Raw genomic sequence first — 18,128 nt, forward strand, 5'->3', positions numbered from 1 at the left:
CGCTCACCGGAGGCCCAGGTGCGCGATGACGCCGGGCATCCCCACACGCAGGGCGTAGCGGACGGTGTTCCAGTCATGGGCAGAGCCCTCGGACACGAACAGCCGGGTCCGCATGCCGGCCGCGTCCGCAGCCGTGCGGAGCGCCGTGGTCGAGGCGACGTAGGGCTCGTCCTCGCTGCCGTAGGCGAAGACGGTCAGGTGCCGGGGGTACGGCCCGTGCGCCCGCATGATCGCCCGTGGTGCCGCCGCGGCGTACCGGGAGGCCGAGCCACCGAACCCGTACCGGATGCTGTGCTGGGCGGAACCGTTCAGGGGTGCCAGCTCGCTGGAGATCGCGAAGGTCGTGCCGAACACGTCCGGGTATGCGGTGGAGAACTGCATGGCACACGTCGCTCCCTGTGAGAACCCGACGATGCCCCAGGCAGAGGGCGCTGCCCCGACGCGCAGGTGCTGCCGGATCCAGTTCGTGGTGTCGGTCATGATGTACGTCGCGGAACGGCCGAGGGACGAGTCGACGCACATCGGGTTCCGGTCCGGCGCCCCGAGTTGATCCGGCGCGACGACGATCGGGGCGAGTCCGTGGTGGGTTTCGGCGAACGCGTCCATCACCGCGCCGAGTCGGCCCGCCTGGAACATGTCGCTCGGCTGCCCGGGTTGCCCGGCCAGGCTGATCACGACCGGCAGGGTCGGCGGTCGCTCGGTCAGGGCGGCCGGCGGCAGGTACACCACCGCTGACCGTGCGTGGAAGTGGGAGACGGTCGAGGGGATGGTGACCGAGAGCACCTTCCCGCGTCGCGGCATGTCGGCGGGCGCCCGCCAGGTGGCCGGGTCGACCACCGGACTGGAGGCGCGCCCCACCCCCGTCTCGTGTCCCAGCGGACCCGACGGGTACGGATCGGTCGTCACGGCCTGCTCGATCGTGCGGTAGGCACCGAAGTCGACGTTGACGCCGAGGACAGCGGCCAGTGCCACCGCCACCGCCGCGAGCACGCCGAGCACACGACGGAGCCAGCCACCCTGGACGACCGTCACGACGAGGAGTCCGACACCGCCGAAGGCAAGAGCGACCCACATCCGGGTGATCGGGGTGAACGACACCCCGTACAGGTCCTGCACGTCCCCGAACCACCACACCGCGACGAGGCCGATCCCGGCGCCGACGGCCACGGCGCCGAGCCGCCAGCCCAGGCCCCGGACCGGATGGCGGGAGCGAGGACCGAACGCCGGCAGGAGCGCGGCGACGGTGAGGAGCCCGGCGGCGACGTCGACCGGGACGAGCACGGACGGCGCGACGACGGCGACGTGGAACAGGGGTCGGAGCAGATCGTGGAACATGGAGCCTCCCGGCGGACGGTGCAATCGTGGCGGCGGCCCGCTGCGAACGGGGCACCGAGGCGCTTCCGGTTCGCACAGTTCCCACCTGTGGGGCTCTCAGACCCCACTCGACCGACACCCAGCGAAGCCTCCGATGCGTGCCGTCGCGGACCGCTCGGTCGCGCGCACCTAGGGTGAACGGGTGACGCACGACGGATCGGTACGCGCTGCACTCGCGGCGGTCGCAGCGGACGGCTGGGGTGACGGTGGGCCGCTCGTCGAACCCGGCAGCACGGCCTCGCCACGACGGGCCGCGGTCCTGATGCTCTTCGGTGCGCTCGACCACACGCCGAGCGACCGACCGGCGGCGGCACCCGGGGTCCCCCGCGACCTCGACGTCCTGCTCCTCGCGCGGGCCACGACCCTGCGCGCGCACGCCGGCGAGGTCGCGTTCCCCGGTGGACGCATCGACCCCGGTGACGCGGACGCCGTCGCCGCGGCACTCCGCGAGGCACAGGAGGAGACGGGGCTCGACCCCGCGGGCGTCGAGGTGCTCGGCGCCCTGCCCGCCGTGCCCCTGGCGTTCTCGAACCACCTGGTCCGACCCGTCATCGGCTGGTGGCGCGACCCCTCACCGATCCGCGTCGTCGACGAGCACGAGTCGGCGGCGGTGTTCCGGGTGCCCGTGGCCGACCTGCTCCACCCGGCGAACCGCGGTGTGACCGTGATCCGCCGCGGTGGTCAGGAGTGGCGCGGACCGGCGTTCACCGTCGAGGCCGACGGCGACGAGCACCTGGTGTGGGGCTTCACCGCGATGCTGCTGGATGCACTGTTCGACCGACTCGGCTGGACGGAACCGTGGGACCGCGAGCGGGAAATCCCGCTGCCGAGGTGATGCGCTGGATCCGCGTCAGCGTCCGGTCGCCCGGCGACTGAGCTCCTCGCGCACGACCTCGGCCTTCGCGAGCGCGCGGGGCGTCGTGATCACCGAGAACAGCAGGAACCCGACGAAGAACGCCACCCCGAACCACCACCAGGGCGTCGAGGTCAGGGCGAGCCAGAGCGCGAGCACGATCATGACGCCGAAGACGACCGGTCCGAACCACAGGCTCCGCCGCAGCTGTCGGTGGTGCTCGTCGACCGTGGCGGTCCATGTGGCGGGATCGGCGTCCTCGGGCACCTCGCCACGCTTCAGCCCGCGCTGCACGTCCGTCAACTGCGTCGTGCCGCCGGCTCGCCGACGAGCGCGGCTGATCCAGACGCCGAAGAACGCCGTCATCGCGCCGGCGTAGAAGACCGCGCCGATCGCTCGCCCGAGCAGGGACATGTCTCGAGGGGAGACGAACATCCCGATCAGGAACCAGAGTCCGCCCGCGAACAGGAAGAGCACCGGCAACAACACGGGCATCGGGAGGGATCGGAGACGGTGCACCATGAGATCCTGTCAGATCAGAGCGTTCCCGGTGCGCCGTGCCGTCACGACGCGAGCGCGGGCCGGAGCGCGAACGACAACGGGTCGGCCCGCACCGCGTCGACCGCGTGGGCCACGGCCCCGATCACGACGACATCAGCCCCGAGCGAGGACGCGACGAGTTCGGGCACCGGGTCGAAGTGTCCCTTCGCGAGCAGGTCGCGCGCGCGGTCGATGACGGCGACGGCGGGCTGGGCGATCGCGCCGGCGACCACCACGCGGTCGATGTCGAGCAGGCTCGCGAGCAGGATGCAGACGCGGGCCAGGCGATCGCCCAGACGGTCGACGATGGTGCGCGCGACCGGGTCGCCGTTCCGTGCGGCCGCGAACACCAGAGCGGCGTCGGTGGCGAGCGCGGTGTCGGCGGGGATGTGCCCGGCGGCGACGGCGTCGGCCACGAAGGTGCGGGCGACGGCGCCGATGCCGTCGGACGACCCGACACCCTCGACGAGTTCGAGCACCCGCATCTCCCCGGCACCACCGTGGGCACCGCGCAGCAGGACCCCGTCGACGACGAGGCCCGCGCCGAAGCGTTCGCCGGACAGCAGCGCCGCGAACGAGGCGTCACCAGAGGACGGCCGCTCGGCGAGCGCGGCGAGGTTCGCGTCGTTCTCGACCAGCACCCGCCCGTCCGGCACGGCGTCGGCGAACCCCGGGTTCATCCGGACCCAGAAGCCGCCGTCGTCGGGCGAGGCACCGGCGGCGTCGACCGGTGCGGGGATGCCCACGACCGTGACCAGGACCCGTTCGCGGTCGACGCCGGCCGAGGCGAGGGCGGCGGCCACAGTGTCGGCGAGGACTCCCAGCCGAACGGGTACGTCGAGGCCCGATGCACCGAGCGCCCCCTCGGCACGACCGAGCACCGTGCCGCGCAGGTCGGCGACGAAGGCGGTGACCCGGTGCTGGCCGGCGTCCACACCGACGACGACCCCGGCGACCGTGTCGAGCTCGTAGCGGCGTGCCGGGCGTCCCATCCGGTACTCCCCCGCGGCCCGGGCGTCGTCGAGCTCGCGGAGCCAGCCGAGCCGCACGAGTTCCTCGGCCGCACCCAGCACGGTGGACCGGGTCAGCCCGGTGGCGTCGATCGCCTCGGTCGCGGTGAACGCCGACGAGTCGAAGGCGTACGCGAGCAGCGTCTCTGCGCTCGTTCCACGGGGTGGCGGCATGTCGTGACCCTATCGCGCGACGAGTTCCTTGCGGAATTAGATTTTATCGCTACATTTAGTTCCGTGGGCAGCATCGGAGCCGCTCGCGGGACGGAACGGCAGGGACGCCGGGTCCGGACGGACGGAGACGACGTGCAAGCACACGCCACCGCCAGGAGCGCAGCATCGGTCAGCCGACGCGGGTTCCTGCTCGGAGCGGGCGGCATCGGGGCGGGCCTCGCGCTCGCCGGATGCGCCCCGATCGGGTCCTCGAGCGCCAAGCCGGAGACCATCACGTTCTACGTGTCGAAGCCCGAGGTCATCGGCTACTTCGACGACGTCATCGCGCAGTTCCACCAGACCCAGTCGAGGGTCCGGGTCGTCCGCGACTCGACGTCGAGCATGTCCGCGAACTTCGTCCGGAACCGGCCACCGGACCTCGGCTGCTGGAACTACAACTTCTCGGTCGTGCCGTTCGTCGAGCACGGCGCGCTGACCGACCTGTCCGACCTGCCGCAGGCCGACACCATCAACCCCGACCTGTGGCCGCTCATGGAGCAGACCGCCGACTACCCCGGCCGGAAGAGCGCCCTGCCGTACTCGGTGACCGCGGCGTCGGTGATCTACAACAAGGCGCTCTTCGCACAGCAGGGGCTCGAGGTCCCGACGACGTGGAGCGAGTTCGCCGACGTCTGCGAGCGCCTGACCAGGGCCGGCATCGCCCCGATCTACGGCACGTTCAAGGACAACTGGACGATCGCCCAGGGCATGTTCGACTACTCGATCGGCGGCATGATCGACACCCCGGCGACCTTCGAGGCACTCCGGCGCGAGGGCACGAACGTCGGCAAGGGGTCCGCCGTCTCGTTCGAGCGCGACCTGCGGGAGCCGATGGAGCGCATGGTGCAGCTCCGCGCCTGGCACCAGGACGGCGCCGCGAGCCGCGGGTACGGCGACGGCAACCTCGCCTTCGCCCAGGGCAAGGCGGGCATGTACCTGCAGGGACCGTGGGCACTCGGCGAGATCGCCAAGACCACGAAGGACATGGACCTCGGCACCTTCCCGCTGCCCGTCACCGACGACCCGGCCGACCGCAAGGTCCGCGTGAACGTCGACCTGGCGCTCTGGATCCCCGAGGCGTCGCGCAAGCAGGAGGCCGCCCGCGAGTTCCTGTCGTTCCTGATGAGCACGAAGGTCAACGACCGGTACAACGCCGACAACAACGGCTTCGGTGTGCGCAAGGACGCTCCCCCGGCGTCGAACCCCGCCCTCCGCGGCATGCAGTCGTACTACGACGACGCCGCCTTCTACCTCGGCGCATCGCAGCTCATCCCCGCCGAGATCCCGGTCGCGAACTACGCGCAGTCGATCGCCTTCGGCGGCGACCCGCAGCGCCAGCTCCGCACCCTCGACGCCGACTGGGCGCGTCTCGCGCTCCGCACGGCCGCGTAAGGAGACGTCTCATGGCAACCACGACCACCGAAGCCGTCACGACGGCGGCCCGACGCCGACGGGGCGGAGCTGCGCCGCGCCTCCAGTCCGGACGACGGGACGGACGACGCAAGCCCCGCGTCGATCCGCTCTTCCTCGCCTTCCTGCTGCCCACCCTGGTGCTCTTCACGCTCGCCATCACGCTGCCGGCGGTGATGGGCATAGTGCTGAGCTTCACGAACTCCGTCGGCTTCGGCGAGTTCCGGTTCACCGGGCTCACCAACTACATCGCGGTGTTCTCCGACCCCGCGATCCTGCAGGCGTACCTGTTCACGCTGGGGTTCTCGCTCGTCACCGTGATCGTCGTGAACGCGATCGCCTTCCTGCTCGCCATCGCGCTGACGTCGAAGATCCGCGGCAAGATCGCCCTGCGTGCGGTGTTCGTGCTGCCGATGGTGATCTCGGGCATCGTCATCGCGTACGTGTTCTCGTTCCTGTTCGCGAACAGCCTGCCGGCCTTCGCCACCGCGATCGGCTTCGGGCCGCTCGAGCAGAGCATCCTGGCGAACCCCGACCTGGCCTGGCTGGCGATCGTGGTCGTCACCGCCTGGCAGGCGATCCCGTCGACGCTCCTCATCTACATCGCCGGCGTCCTCTCGATCCCCGGCGAGGTGTACGAGGCAGCCGCCCTCGACGGTGCCAGCGCCTGGCGGCAGCTCGTCTCGATCACCGCGCCGCTGACGGCGGGCTACATCCTGATCAACCTGGTCATCGGGTTCAAGAACTTCCTGAACTCGTACGACATCATCGTCGGCCTGACCGACGGCGGCCCCGGCACCTCGACCACCAGTGTCGCGATGTCGATCTTCAAGGGCTTCAACGGCGGCGACTACGCCTACCAGATGGCGAACGCCACGATCTTCTTCGTCATCGCGGTCGTCATCGCCGTGATCCAGCTGCGGGCGACCCGCGGGAAGGCAGCGCTCTGATGTCCCTGCAAGCACCCCTGCGACCGGGGACCACCGCGACCGGCAGCATCCGTTCCGTCGACGCGGACCGGTCCTCCGGCTCGGGCAAGGCCGGCCGCGGTCGTTCCAACTGGCCCGTCACGGTCGTCCTCGTGCTGTGTGCGCTGTCGGTGCTCGTGCCGCTGTACGTCACCCTGACGATGGCGTTCAAGACCACCGGCCAGGCCGTCGACGGCAACGCGTTCTCGCTGCCGGCACCGTTCAGCGTCGACGGCTTCGTGCAGGCGTGGCAGCTGACCGACTTCCCGCGGGCGTTCGGGGTCTCGGTGTTCGTCGCCGCGATCACCGTCGTCGGCACGATCCTGCTCGCCTCGTTCACCGCCTACGCGATCGCCCGGAACTGGGACCGACGGCTGTTCCGCTGGTCGTTCTTCTACCTGCTCGCGGCGATGTTCCTGCCGTTCCCCGTGCTCGCACTGTCGCAGGTGAAGCTCACCGGGCTCGCGCACCTGGACAACCCGCTCGGGGTCGCGATCCTGCACGTCATGTTCCAGCTGTCCTTCAGCGTCCTGCTCTTCACGGCCTTCCTGCGGTCGATCCCGGCCGAGCTGGAGGAGAGTGCACGCATCGACGGTGCGAGCACGGGGCAGGTGTTCTGGCGACTCGTGTTCCCGCTGCTGGCACCGATGAGCGCCACCGTCGGCATCTTCGCGTTCCTCGCGTCGTGGAACGACTTCGTGATGCCGTCGCTGATCACCTCCGACCCGGCGCTGCAGACCCTGCCGGTGCTGCAGCAGATGTTCCAGACGCAGTTCAGCAACAACTACAACGTGTCGTTCGCCTCGTACCTGATGGCGATGGCCCCGGCGATCATCGTCTACCTCGTCACCCAGCGGTGGGTGATGGCCGGCGTGACCCAGGGCGCGATCAAGTGACCGACACCTCCGGTGCAGGCCCGACCGACACCGCCGGTGCGGGCCCGACCGACACCGCCGGTGCGGTCCCGGCCGCGATCGCCGGTGCAGGCCCGACCGACACACACCCCTCGAACCCGACGAACCCCTCGACCCACGAAAGGCCCGACGTGACCGACACCCTCGCCCAGCCCGCCGCCACCTCGCACGACGAGACCTGGTGGCGCCAGGCCAGCGTCTACCAGATCTACCCCCGCTCGTTCGCCGACGCGGACGGCGACGGCATCGGCGACCTGCCCGGCATCACCGAGCGGGTGCCGTACCTGGCCTCGCTCGGCGTCGAGGCCGTCTGGCTCAGCCCCTTCTACCCGTCCGCCCTGGCCGACGGCGGCTACGACGTCGACGACTACCGTGACGTCGACCCGCGCCTCGGCACCCTCGACGACTTCGACCGGATGGTCGAAGCACTGCACGCCGCCGGCATCCGGGTGATCGTCGACGTCGTCCCGAACCACACGAGCGACCGGCACGAGTGGTTCCGCGAGGCCCTCGCAGCACCCAAGGGCTCCCCCGCCCGCGACCGCTACGTGTTCCGCGACGGCACGGGGCCGTCCGGCGAGGAAGCCCCCGCCGACTGGATCTCGATCTTCGGCGGGCCGGCCTGGACCGCCGTCGGCGACGGCCAGTGGTACCTGCACAGCTTCGCGAAGGAGCAGCCCGACCTGAACTGGGCGAACCGTGAGGTCCGTGACGACTTCCTGCACACCCTGCGTTTCTGGTCCGACCGCGGTGTCGACGGGTTCCGCATCGACGTGGCCCACGGGCTGGCGAAGGACCTGGGCGAGACCCTGCCCACCTGGGCCGAGCTCGCCGAGATGCCGAAGGACGGCACGCACCCGCTCTGGGACCGTGACGACGTGCACGACATCTACGCCGAGTGGCGGACGGTCTTCAACGAGTACACGCCAGCCCGCACCGCGGTCGCCGAGGCCTGGGTCCCCGCCCACCGCCGCGCCCGCTACGCCAGCGCCGAGGGACTCGGTCAGGCGTTCAACTTCGACCTGCTCGAGGCCGACTTCGACGCCGGCCAGTTCCGCACGATCATCGAGTTCAACCTCGGCCTCGCCGAGCAGTCCGGCTCGTCGACCACGTGGGTGTTCTCGAACCACGACGTCGTCCGGCACGCCACCCGCTACGCCCTGCCGCCCCGCGCCGGCGGCACCGACAAGCAGGGCAGCGCCTGGCTGCTCGCCGGCGGCTCGCAGGACGCGCTCGACCGGTCGCTCGGCCTCCGTCGCGCACAGGCCGCCACGCTGCTCGAGCTCGCCCTGCCCGGCTCCGCCTACCTGTACCAGGGCGAGGAGCTCGGCCTGCACGAGGTCGGTGACGTCCCGGACGCCGACCGGCAGGACCCGGCGTTCTTCCGCAACCCGGGTGTCGACGTCGGTCGTGACGGCTGCCGCGTGCCGATCCCGTGGACGCGCACCGGCACGTCGTTCGGCTTCGGTCCGGACGGCTCGCACCTGCCGCAGCCAGCGTGGTTCGCCGACTCCAGCGTCGAGGCCGAGGACGCCGACCCCGACTCCACGCTCAACCTGTACCGGAAGGCGCTCGGCCTGCGTGGCCAGCTGCAGTCCGAGGAACAGCTCGAGTGGATCGAGACCGGCCGCGACGACGTGCTCGCGTTCCGTCGGCCGAACGGCTGGACGAGCGTGACGGTCTTCGGCGACGAGCCCTTCGCACTGCCGGCCGGCGAGCTGCTGCTCGCCTCCGCCCCCGTGGTCGACGGCGCCCTGTCGGGCGTGGGGACGGCCTGGTTGCGTTCCTGACGCGACGCTCGCGCCCTGGGCGCGACCGGACGACGGACGGGAGGCGCGGTGCCAGCTGGCACCGCGCCTCCCGTCCGTCGTCCCCGCGTCTCCCCGCGTCTCCCCGCGGAACGCGGCGTCCCTGCCGGAAACGGGCGTCCTGGGCCGGAAGTTCTGACCAGGTACACCCGTTCTCGCATCCCATCGCGGCCGTTCTGGGAAGGAAGTCCCGGTAGGGTCACCGCATGAGCGGGGCGAGCATCAGCGTGCAGGACTTCGTGATGCGGTTCGGCGACCGCAACGTGGTCGACGGGCTGTCGTTCGACGTCGCCCCCGGCGAGACGTTCGGGCTGCTCGGCAGCAACGGCTCCGGCAAGACCACGACGATCCGGGCCCTGCTCGGCATCACCACGCCGACGGCGGGCACGCTGACGATCGACGGCCGTCCTTACCGACCGGCCACCGGCGGCATCGGCTACCTGCCCGAAGAACGCGGGCTGTACCGCAAGGAGTCCGTCATCGACGTGATGTCCTACTTCGGGCGCCTGCGCGGGCTCCGCGGTGCCGAGGCGACCGCGTGGAGCATGGACTACCTGGCGCGGGTGGGGCTCGCCGACCGCGCGAAGCTGCGCGTCGACAAGCTGTCCGGCGGCCAGCAGCAGAAGGTCCAGCTCGGCATCACGATCATGGACCGGCCACGGCTGCTCATCCTCGACGAACCGACCAAGGGCCTCGACCCGGTGAACCGGCGGCTCCTGCTCGACCTGGTCGACGAGCGGAAGGCCGACGGCGCGACCGTGATCCTCGTGACACACCACATGGACGAGGTCGAGCGGCTCTGCGACCGCATCCTGCTCCTCAAGGACGGTCGGGCCGCCGCGTACGGATCCGTGCCCGACGTGCAGGACGCCTTCGGCGGCGCCGTCGCCCGCGTCGGGCTCGACGGCCCCGTGCCGAAGTCGCCGCTGTACCGGCTCGCCCGCCACGAGGGGCACGTCGCCTACCTGGTGCCGACCCAGGCCGCTGCTCCGGACGGTGCGGACGTCCTGGCAGAACTGGTCGCGGCCGGGGTGCACGTCACGGCGTTCGAGATGCGCCGGATCCCGCTCGACGAGATCTTCGTGCAGGTCTACGGGCACGACGCCCTCGCCGCTGCATCGTCGGACGGAGCAGCGGCATGAGCAGCCTCGGCACGGTCGTCCGGTTCGAGTTCGTCCGCGCGGTGAAGAAGCCCGCGTTCTGGATCGGTACCCTCGCGCTGCCGGTCGTCATCGTGGTCGTGTCGTTGCTCGTGGGCATCGGGCAGGCCGCCGGCACGAACTCCGTGGTGTCCGGGTCGTCCGCCACCAAGACCCCGTTCCACTACGTCGACGAGTCCGGCCTGGTGTCGGAGTCCGTGGCCGCGAAGTGGGGTGGGACGCCGTCCACCGACGCCGCCGCCGACCGCGCCGCCGTCCGGTCCGGTGACCTCGACGCCTTCATCGCGTTCCCGTCGTCGCCGTCCACGACGGCCATCCGGGTCGACGCCGCCGACCGCGGGCTCTTCGCCAACGGCGTGTACTCGTCGCTGGCCGAGCGGGTGCTCGAGCAGAGCGTCGCCGCGTCGGTCGACGACCCCGAGACCGTGGAGCTGCTCCGCAGTCCACCCGCCACCGACGTCACCACCTACACCGACGGCCGGGTCGCACCGGGCTGGTTGTCCGTCGTGCCGCCGTTCCTGTTCGTCGCCGCGTTCTTCGGGCTCGTCATCCTGCTCGCCGCACGGATGGTCACCGTCGTGGTCGAGGAGAAGGAGAACCGGATCTCCGAGATGATCCTGACCACGGTGACCGCGGGCGACCTGATCCGCGGCAAGGTCATCGCGATGCTGCTCGTCGGCTTCGTGCAGGTCAGCGTGTTCGTCGTGCCCGGCCTGGTCGGGCTGCTCGTCGCCCTGCCGCTGGTGTCGTCGCAGCTCGGTGGGCTGACGGTCGACCCGTGGCGGATGGTGACCGGAGCGCTGCTGCTCGTCGGCGGGGTGCTGCTGGCGTCCGGGCTGTTCGTCGCCGTCGGGGCCGCCGTGCCGTCGATCAAGGACGCCTCAGCCCTGCAGTCGGCGGCGATCTTCGCGCTGATCATCCCCCTGTACGCGGCGTTCTTCGTGATGACGACGCCGACGTCGCCCGTCGCCCAGTTCTTCACGTACTTCCCGACCTTCACGCCGATCACCGCGATGGTGCGGAACGCCGTCGGGGCCCTCACCGTGACGGAGTCGGTGGTCTGCATCGTCGAGGTGTTCGTCGTCGCCGGTCTGCTGCTGTGGTTCGCGGAGTACCTGTTCCGGCACTCGGTCGCGCAGTACGGCTCGAAGGTGACGGTGCGGCAGGTGCTGTCGTGGCGGCGGGGGCGTCGGGGCTGACCTCGTCGGTCGGTGCCGCACGGCGTCAGACGCGGACGGGTGCCTCGTCGAGGTCCCACGACGGGACGGCGTGCCGCTTCCATCCCTGGCGCAGCGTGTTCACCGCGCGGTCGAACTCCACCAGGACGTCGATGTGCGGGCGGACGAGCATCTGGATCTGCAGCCCCTCGTAGACCGAGAGCAGCTGGGTCGCCGCCTGGTACGCGGGGATGCCGGCCTCTTCCGAGCCGCGGTCGAAGTCGCGCTGCAGCCCGACGGTCAGCTGCTCGGCGTACTCCTCGAACCGCTTGCGGAACAGCTCGGCGAAGCCGGACTCCGAGCTGGCCACGGTGATCAGGCCCGCGAGGACCCGGACGAGTCCGGGATCGGCGACGTCCTCGGCCAGGGTCAGACGGACGTGCTCGATGGTGCACGTCGGCGGGTTCTTCCGCCGGGTCCCCCGCAGCTGCGCCCACCGGTCGTAGGTGACCAGGAGCAGGGCGTGCCAGGTCGGGAACAACCGCTCGACGGTCTCGAGCGGGATGCCGGCCACCTCGGCGACCACCGCCGCGTCGACGGCGTCGAACGGGTGCAGCCGGTAGGCGCGGATGGCCGCGCGCACCGTGCGCTCCGCGAGGGACTCGTCGTCCTCGACCCGTTCGCCGTGCAGGGGTTCCATCCGACCATTGCAGCGCATCGCGAGCCGTTTGTCTCGTCCCAGAGCGGGGGCCGTGCTCCCGGCCGCGTCAGCGAGCCTCGGCCACGGCGGTCAGCCGACGGTTATCGGCGCCGCCGGCGGGCGGACCCGCTGGCGCATCCAGACGAAGAACCCCGTCAACGTGAAGACGCCGTAGAAGACGTACATCAACCCGGAGGCGTAGTACCCGGCGGAGAACAACAGCGGCACGCCGACCAGGTCGACCGCCACCCAGATGAGCCAGAACTCGACCCACCCCTTCGCCATGCCGTAGGTGGCGAGCAGCGAACCGACGAAGATCCACGCGTCGCTCCACACCGGCTCGTACGACCCGAGCGCGCGGAAGACGGGGGTCAGCAGGGCGGTGCCGCCGACCATGCCGACGACGAGCAGCAGACGGGTCCGCCAGGAGGCCCAGCGCGGGTCGATCACGGTGGTCGCGTCCTCGGGCCGGTGCGTCCACCGGTACCAGCCGTAGATGCTCACGATGATGAACATGACCTGACGGCCGGCCTGCCCGAGCAGGTTGACGGGGTTCGGGGTGTCGAAGAGCGCCCCCATGAAGACGGTGAAGAGCAGGGCGTTGCCGACCAGTCCGACCGGCCAGGCCCAGACTTTCCGACGCATGCCACCGAGGGCACTGAGCAGCCCGAAGACGTTGCCGATCACCTCGCGCCAGAGCACCGTCTGGTCGCCGATGACGATCTGCGCGTCGAACAACCAGCGCACGATGTCCATGGGCCCTCCTCGTTTCCGGACGGTGCAACGACGCCGTGCGTACCGGCATTCCTTCTGCGATCACCCTGCGCACATGAAGCGTGTGTTCAGAAATCGGGGTACAAATCATGTCCTCCCTATCGGGGACAAAAATCACCCCCGTTCTGGGGTCCGAGCGAACGCTCGTTCTCGCTTGTCGGCACTTTGGGGGACAGGTAACGTCGACACCAGAGCGAGTCCAGCCCGCCCGAGCAGCAGTACCTGCGCTCCGAGGCCCGGCGACCGCTCTCGGCACCGGTCAGCCGCGACCCCCTCCAACCACTGGGTCGATGACAACCTCCCCACCGGACCCGACGCCCGAATGTCCCCGGTGGGCTTCAGCGTGCCCCGAGCACGCAGGAACGGATCCACCCCATGCACAAGATCGTCACCGGTGCCATCGCCGGCGCAGCAGGCGTCGCACTCCTCCTCGGCGGGGCGGGCACGTTCGCCCTCTGGAACGCCAGCGCCTCGAGCGCCGCGTCCGCCGTGAGCGCCGGCACCCTGACGCTGAGCGCCAACAACGACGGCGCCTGGACCGACATCACGAACGGTCGTTCCACCGCGATCGACCCGACGAAGGCCCTGATGGTCCCGGGCAACACGTTCCAGTTCACGCAGACGCTGAACATCGGCGCGACCGGCCAGGACCTCAAGGCCAACCTGACGTACGCCAACCAGAGCATCACCGGCGACGCCGCGCTGCTCGCCGCCACGACGAAGACGCTGGCCGTCACCTCGACGAGCGCCTCGGTCGTGCAGTCCTCGTCGAACGCGAACACCTTCGTCGTCTCGCCGTCCTCGTCCACGTCGACCGTCAAGGTCGTCTTCACGGTGACGCTCCCCGCGTCGGCGACCACCGGGCAGGGCGGCTCGATCAACCTCAGCGCGCTCGCCTTCACGCTGACCCAGACCGCGATCGGTTCCTGATCCCCCGATCGCACCCCACCGACCACGACGACCAGGAGCACGCACATGACCGCCACACCGCGGACGACGGGACGCCACCGCGCAGCCCGACGGCACCGCTGGGTGTGGCCGGTCGCGATCGCCCTGGTCGTCGCGGTCGGAACGGCGCTCCTCGGCGCCGGCGGCACGTACGCGCTCTGGAACGGGACCGCCAGCACGGCGGCCACCACGGTGCGCTCCGCCACCGCGACCATCAGCGTCAGCGGCACCACGGCGATGAACACCGCGGTCCTCGGGCCGGGCACGAGCACCACCGGCACCTTCACGGTGCGGAACACCGGGTCGATCCCCCTGTCGGTGCGCGTCACGACGACGGCCGCGAAGTCGTCCGTCGCGGCGGCGACCGGTGAACTGACGCTCCACCTCGCGATGGTGTCCTCGGCCGCGAAGTGCGTCCCCGGGCTCACCGGTACGAGCGCGCGGCTCGCCACCTTCGACACCGGCTCCGGGTCCTTCACGCTGCCGGCCGGGGCGAGCGGGATCGCGTGCCTCGAGACGGCTCTCGACGCCGACGCACCGCAGACCGTCGCCGGCGCCACCACCGACTTCACCCTCACCGTCACCGGAACGCAGGTCTCCGCATGAACCGCCGCCTCCGACTCCTCGTCGCCGTGCTCCTCACCGCCGTGTTCGTCGGCGGCGGGTCGAGCGCCGCGTGGGCACTGTGGAGCGCGTCGGGCACCACCGCGGCGAGCACCACGGTCGGCACGGTCGCGGCGTCGATCAGCGGGACGAGCGCCCTCACCACGGCGTTCTCGTCGAGCGTCACCTCGACGACGAAGCCGATCACCCTGACCGACTCGGGAACCCTCGCCGGTACCGCGACCACCACCGTCTCCGTCGTGTCCGGCAGCTCGACCGCACTCGCCAAGGCCGTCTCCGTCGTCGCCTGGCCGGTCGCCTCGACCGCGGGCTGCACCACGAGCACGGCCGTCGGTACCGGGTCCGTCTCCGGCACCTGGGCGTCGCTGCCGAGCATGAGCGCGAAGCTCGCCGCCGGCGCCTCCGCCGTGTGGTGCACGCGCAGCACCCTGCAGTCGTCGGCCCCGGCCGGCTCGACCGCCACGGTGAACGTCAACCTCACCGTCACGAGCGGCACCTGGACGTCGGGGGTCGTCGCCGGCGGCTTCACCCTGACCACCCCGGCAGCGACCGTCGACACCACCCCCTCGCTGGTCTGCACCGACCACGGCGGCTGGTACGTCGAGATCCGGTGGGACGCCGCGAACCGCCCGATGGACACCTGGTACGGGGCCTTCGTCGGTTCGACCCCGGTCGGGCAGAAGGCGCAGGACTACTCCGCGTTCATCACCATCGCGCCGACGGACGTCCCTGCGAGCGCCGGCACCGCTGGCACGCTGACCGTCACCGTCAAGGTGCTCGACAGCGCCGGCAACCCCACGTCGACCGTCGCGGGCACCGGCAAGGTCACGCTCTTCACGCAGGACAACGGGGCGGCGATCCGGTGCGGCGCATGAGCACCCCCACCCCGCGCACCGGATGGCGCGCCGTCGTCCACGCCGTCGTGTTCGGTCTCAGCACCGGACTCCTGCTGCTCGTCGCTGGCCTGGCGGTCGTGCTGATCGTCGTGCCGAAGGCAACGGGATCGATGCCGCTCACCGTCCTGACACAGTCGATGGAGCCGACCCTGCCCCCGGGAACGCTGCTCGTGGTCCGTCCGACCCCGATCGACGACATCCGGGTCGGCGACGTCGTCACCTACCAGATCGTCTCCGGCCAGCCCGCGGTCGTCAGCCACCGCGTGGTCTCGGTGTCGTCGTCGTCGAACGGCGAGCGGACCTTCGTGCTCAAGGGCGACAACAACGCCGAGGCCGACCCGGCACCGGTCACCGCCGTGCAGATCCGCGGCGTGGTCTGGTACTCCGTGCCGGAGATCGGCATCGTCAACCAGGTCGTCAACGGGTCGCGGAGCTGGCTCATCCCCGCGGTCGCCGGCGTGCTCCTGACGTACGGGGCGGTCATGATGACCGCGGGCTTCGTGAGCACCGCACGGCGTCGCCGGACCGGCACCGGCCGCGTCGGCGCCAGCCACGGACGCCGCAGCCACGGACGACGCGGCGCAGCGCACCACGTCGAGCGGACCACCACCGAGAACAGGACCGAGACGACGACCACCACCCGGTCTAGGCTCGGTGGACGTGACGGACGGAGTGCAGCGGGCTCGGGAGCTCCTCGACGCAGCGGCCCGACGGCTCCGCGCCGCGGACGTCCCGGACGAAGCACTCGGCGAGTACGTGCAGCCGAAGGCCGTCCTCGGGATCCGTCGTGACCCGACGATGCGACCACTCGGCCGGGTGTGGCGGGTCGGGGCACTCCTGATCGGGTCGTCCCTCGAGACCGCCGGCCGTGTCTGGGCCACCGGGTCGAGCACCCGCGTCACGGAACCTGGTCGGTCGCAGTACCAGTCCGTCTCCGCCGAGGTCCGTCGCGCCTACCGAGCCGCCGCCGCGAAGGGGCACTTCGCCGCCGGTGACACGGTGAACCACGGCGCCGTCCCGATCCCCGTCGACGACTCCCTGGTCGGCGCCGAGGGCGTGCTCGTCGTCATCGACGACGTTCCGTCGGTCCGGTGGTCCCCGACCGCCGGCACCGCAGTCCCCCTCGCCGACTACCTGGACGACCGCGTCGGGCTGCTCGTCGATCCCCCTCGGGGCGCGACCGACTGACCCGGCACCGGGATCGCACGGTGCGGGGTTCGTCGTGCAGTGCCGGTTCCTCGTGAACGCGCACCGTGCAGTGCCGGAGACTCCGTGCGCGTTCCCGCTCCCGGTGCGAGCGCTCCACGGTTGCAGGGGCCCTGAACCGGCCGCCCACACACCGCACACGGTCCGCCGGACGCGATCCGGGCCTCCAGGCCGACCGGACCGACCGCCCGCCTGTCGCGACGTCACCCGGTCCCGATAGTGTCGGAACGTGAGCAACGAGGCATTCGACGACCGCTACGAGCTGCGCGAGTTCGCGCCCGGGACGGACGACAAGGGGGCACCGAACGCCGAGACGGCAGCGTGGATGCAGGCCGTCGGGATGGGCTTCCACGAAGCCGACCCCGATGCCGAGGGCGCAGCCCGCATGGCGTCGCACTTCATCGCCGACGAAGAGACGTTCCTCGGGGTCTACGTGCGCGAGCCGTTCCCGGGGTCCGTCGACGAGACGTGGCCGGCCGGCACCTTCACGTGGTTCCGCAAGGCGCTGAGCTGGGGCGACGGGTCCTCCGTCGACACGCAGGCGATCTCCGCGGTCACCGTCCGCCCGACCGAGCGTCGCCGCGGCATCCTGCGACGGATGATGACGCACGCGCTCGAGCGCGGCGTCGCCGAGGGCTACGCCGTCGCGTCGCTGACCGCGTCCGAGGGCACCATCTACCGCCGCTTCGGCTTCGGCTGCGCCATCCGCGAGCGCGCCGTGCACGTGCGGCGCGAGCGCGCGCTGCCCCTGCTCGCACCGACCTCCGGCACGGTGTCGGTCGTGACCCCGCAGTGGCTGGCCGACGGCCCGGGCAAGGCGGTCTTCGACCGGTTCCACGTCCGCACCCCGGGCTCGATGGTGCGCAACACCGGTACCTGGCCGATCACGTTCGGCCTGCGCGGGCCCGACGGCCAGAAGGCCAAGGACGTCCGCGCCGCCGTGCACCGCCGGGACGGCTCCGACGAGGTCGACGGCTACGTCACCTGGCGCGTCAAGGAGGACCGCGGCTCCGACACCGCGCTCGAGATCGTCGACCTGGTGTACGCGGACGACCAGGCCTACACCGCCCTGTGGGAGTTCCTGCTCTCGGTCGACCTCAACGACGTCGTGAAGTACAACCGCTCCCGTCTCGACGACCCGATCGTCGCGGCGCTCGGCGACAACCGTGCGTACGACGTCGACCACGAGGAGGACCACGTCTGGCTGCGCGTCCTCGACGTGCCGGCGGTGCTGGCCTCGCGACCGTTCGCCGTCGACGGGTCGCTGACGCTCGGGGTCACCGACGCGCTCGGCTTCACCACCGGCACGTACCGCCTCGACGTCCAGGAGGCCCGTGGCACCGTCACACGCATCGCCGACGACGTCGACGTGGCCGGGTCTGACCTCCAGCTCGACGTCGCGGAGCTCGGCGCGCTGCTGATCGGCTCGGTCTCCCCCGTCACCCTGGCCGCCGCGGGGCTCGTCCGCGCCGCGGACTCGGCGTCGGTGGCGCTGCTCCGGGCGATGTTGCTGCCGCCGCGGACGCCGCACGGCATCACGTACTTCTGATGGACGTCGCCCGCGTGGTGGGGC

At 71.1% G+C, this 18,128-nt stretch carries 18 protein-coding genes; 13 read left to right on the top strand and 5 right to left on the bottom strand.

Annotated elements, in window-relative coordinates:
• Positions 1–3 precede the first annotated feature (3 nt).
• The gene (locus H7A73_RS03710; RefSeq protein ID WP_182064736.1) at positions 4–1,335 is read right to left on the bottom strand and encodes an alpha/beta hydrolase; all 1,332 of its coding nucleotides are present in this window, start codon (positions 1,333–1,335) and stop codon (positions 4–6) included.
• Positions 1,336–1,516: 181 nt separating this feature from the next.
• On the opposite strand from H7A73_RS03710, the gene H7A73_RS03715 reads away from it, so the two are divergent.
• Positions 1,517–2,209: an NUDIX hydrolase gene (locus tag H7A73_RS03715; protein ID WP_259362682.1), complete on the top strand. Its 693-nt coding sequence runs from the start codon at positions 1,517–1,519 to the stop codon at positions 2,207–2,209.
• Between the two features lie 15 nt (positions 2,210–2,224).
• On the opposite strand, the gene H7A73_RS03720 is transcribed toward H7A73_RS03715, so the two are convergent.
• Positions 2,225–2,722, bottom strand: coding sequence for a hypothetical protein (locus H7A73_RS03720; RefSeq protein ID WP_182064737.1), 498 nt, complete (start codon positions 2,720–2,722; stop codon positions 2,225–2,227).
• Positions 2,723–2,790: 68 nt separating this feature from the next.
• Positions 2,791–3,951, bottom strand: a complete 1,161-nt coding sequence (locus H7A73_RS03725; protein WP_182064738.1) for an ROK family protein — start codon at positions 3,949–3,951, stop codon at positions 2,791–2,793.
• 132 nt (positions 3,952–4,083) lie between these two features.
• Between H7A73_RS03725 and H7A73_RS03730 the strand changes: the two genes are divergently transcribed.
• From H7A73_RS03730 to H7A73_RS03755, 6 genes are all read left to right on the top strand, one after another.
• On the top strand, positions 4,084–5,382 hold the full coding sequence (locus tag H7A73_RS03730; RefSeq protein ID WP_182064739.1) for an extracellular solute-binding protein: 1,299 nt from the start codon (positions 4,084–4,086) through the stop codon (positions 5,380–5,382).
• Between the two features lie 11 nt (positions 5,383–5,393).
• The gene (locus tag H7A73_RS03735; RefSeq protein ID WP_182064740.1) at positions 5,394–6,350 is read left to right on the top strand and encodes a carbohydrate ABC transporter permease; all 957 of its coding nucleotides are present in this window, start codon (positions 5,394–5,396) and stop codon (positions 6,348–6,350) included.
• Positions 6,350–7,264 carry a carbohydrate ABC transporter permease gene (locus tag H7A73_RS03740; RefSeq protein WP_071405176.1) on the top strand — a complete coding sequence of 305 codons (915 nt, stop codon included), beginning with the start codon at positions 6,350–6,352 and terminating at the stop codon, positions 7,262–7,264. Before H7A73_RS03735 ends, H7A73_RS03740 begins: the two co-directional genes overlap by 1 nt.
• A gap of 149 nt (positions 7,265–7,413) precedes the next feature.
• Positions 7,414–9,072, top strand: a complete 1,659-nt coding sequence (locus tag H7A73_RS03745; protein ID WP_182064801.1) for a glycoside hydrolase family 13 protein — start codon at positions 7,414–7,416, stop codon at positions 9,070–9,072.
• Positions 9,073–9,296: 224 nt separating this feature from the next.
• Entirely contained in the window at positions 9,297–10,232 is a 936-nt protein-coding gene (locus H7A73_RS03750) for an ABC transporter ATP-binding protein (RefSeq protein WP_182064741.1), read from the top strand.
• A complete protein-coding gene (locus tag H7A73_RS03755) occupies positions 10,229–11,449 on the top strand; it encodes an ABC transporter permease (protein ID WP_182064742.1) in 1,221 nt (406 codons plus the stop codon). The genes H7A73_RS03750 and H7A73_RS03755 overlap by 4 nt, the downstream gene beginning before the upstream one ends.
• 25 nt (positions 11,450–11,474) lie before the next feature.
• On the opposite strand, the gene H7A73_RS03760 is transcribed toward H7A73_RS03755, so the two are convergent.
• Both H7A73_RS03760 and pnuC read right to left on the bottom strand, forming a co-directional pair.
• Positions 11,475–12,107: a hypothetical protein gene (locus H7A73_RS03760; protein ID WP_182064743.1), complete on the bottom strand. Its 633-nt coding sequence runs from the start codon at positions 12,105–12,107 to the stop codon at positions 11,475–11,477.
• Positions 12,108–12,197: 90 nt separating this feature from the next.
• Complete coding sequence (pnuC, locus tag H7A73_RS03765; RefSeq protein ID WP_182064744.1) at positions 12,198–12,863, bottom strand: nicotinamide riboside transporter PnuC; 666 nt, start codon at positions 12,861–12,863, stop codon at positions 12,198–12,200.
• Positions 12,864–13,256: 393 nt separating this feature from the next.
• On the opposite strand from pnuC, the gene H7A73_RS03770 reads away from it, so the two are divergent.
• The 6 genes from H7A73_RS03770 (at position 13,257) to H7A73_RS03795 (ending at position 18,104) form a co-directional block, all read left to right on the top strand.
• Positions 13,257–13,811, top strand: coding sequence for an alternate-type signal peptide domain-containing protein (locus H7A73_RS03770; RefSeq protein ID WP_110862326.1), 555 nt, complete (start codon positions 13,257–13,259; stop codon positions 13,809–13,811).
• A gap of 45 nt (positions 13,812–13,856) precedes the next feature.
• Positions 13,857–14,435 (top strand): TasA family protein, encoded by a 579-nt coding sequence (locus H7A73_RS03775; RefSeq protein ID WP_182064745.1) that lies wholly within the window; start codon positions 13,857–13,859, stop codon positions 14,433–14,435.
• Positions 14,432–15,328, top strand: a complete 897-nt coding sequence (locus H7A73_RS03780; RefSeq protein ID WP_182064746.1) for a hypothetical protein — start codon at positions 14,432–14,434, stop codon at positions 15,326–15,328. The genes H7A73_RS03775 and H7A73_RS03780 overlap by 4 nt, the downstream gene beginning before the upstream one ends.
• A complete protein-coding gene (locus tag H7A73_RS03785; RefSeq protein ID WP_259362683.1) occupies positions 15,325–16,140 on the top strand; it encodes a signal peptidase I in 816 nt (271 codons plus the stop codon). Before H7A73_RS03780 ends, H7A73_RS03785 begins: the two co-directional genes overlap by 4 nt.
• A complete protein-coding gene (locus H7A73_RS03790) occupies positions 16,106–16,537 on the top strand; it encodes a hypothetical protein (protein WP_182064748.1) in 432 nt (143 codons plus the stop codon). The genes H7A73_RS03785 and H7A73_RS03790 overlap by 35 nt, the downstream gene beginning before the upstream one ends.
• Positions 16,538–16,784: 247 nt before the next feature.
• The gene (locus tag H7A73_RS03795) at positions 16,785–18,104 is read left to right on the top strand and encodes a GNAT family N-acetyltransferase (protein ID WP_182064749.1); all 1,320 of its coding nucleotides are present in this window, start codon (positions 16,785–16,787) and stop codon (positions 18,102–18,104) included.
• Positions 18,105–18,128 lie beyond the last annotated feature (24 nt).

The organism is Curtobacterium sp. ME12 (assembly GCF_903970855.1).
GTDB lineage: Bacteria > Actinomycetota > Actinomycetes > Actinomycetales > Microbacteriaceae > Curtobacterium > Curtobacterium poinsettiae_A.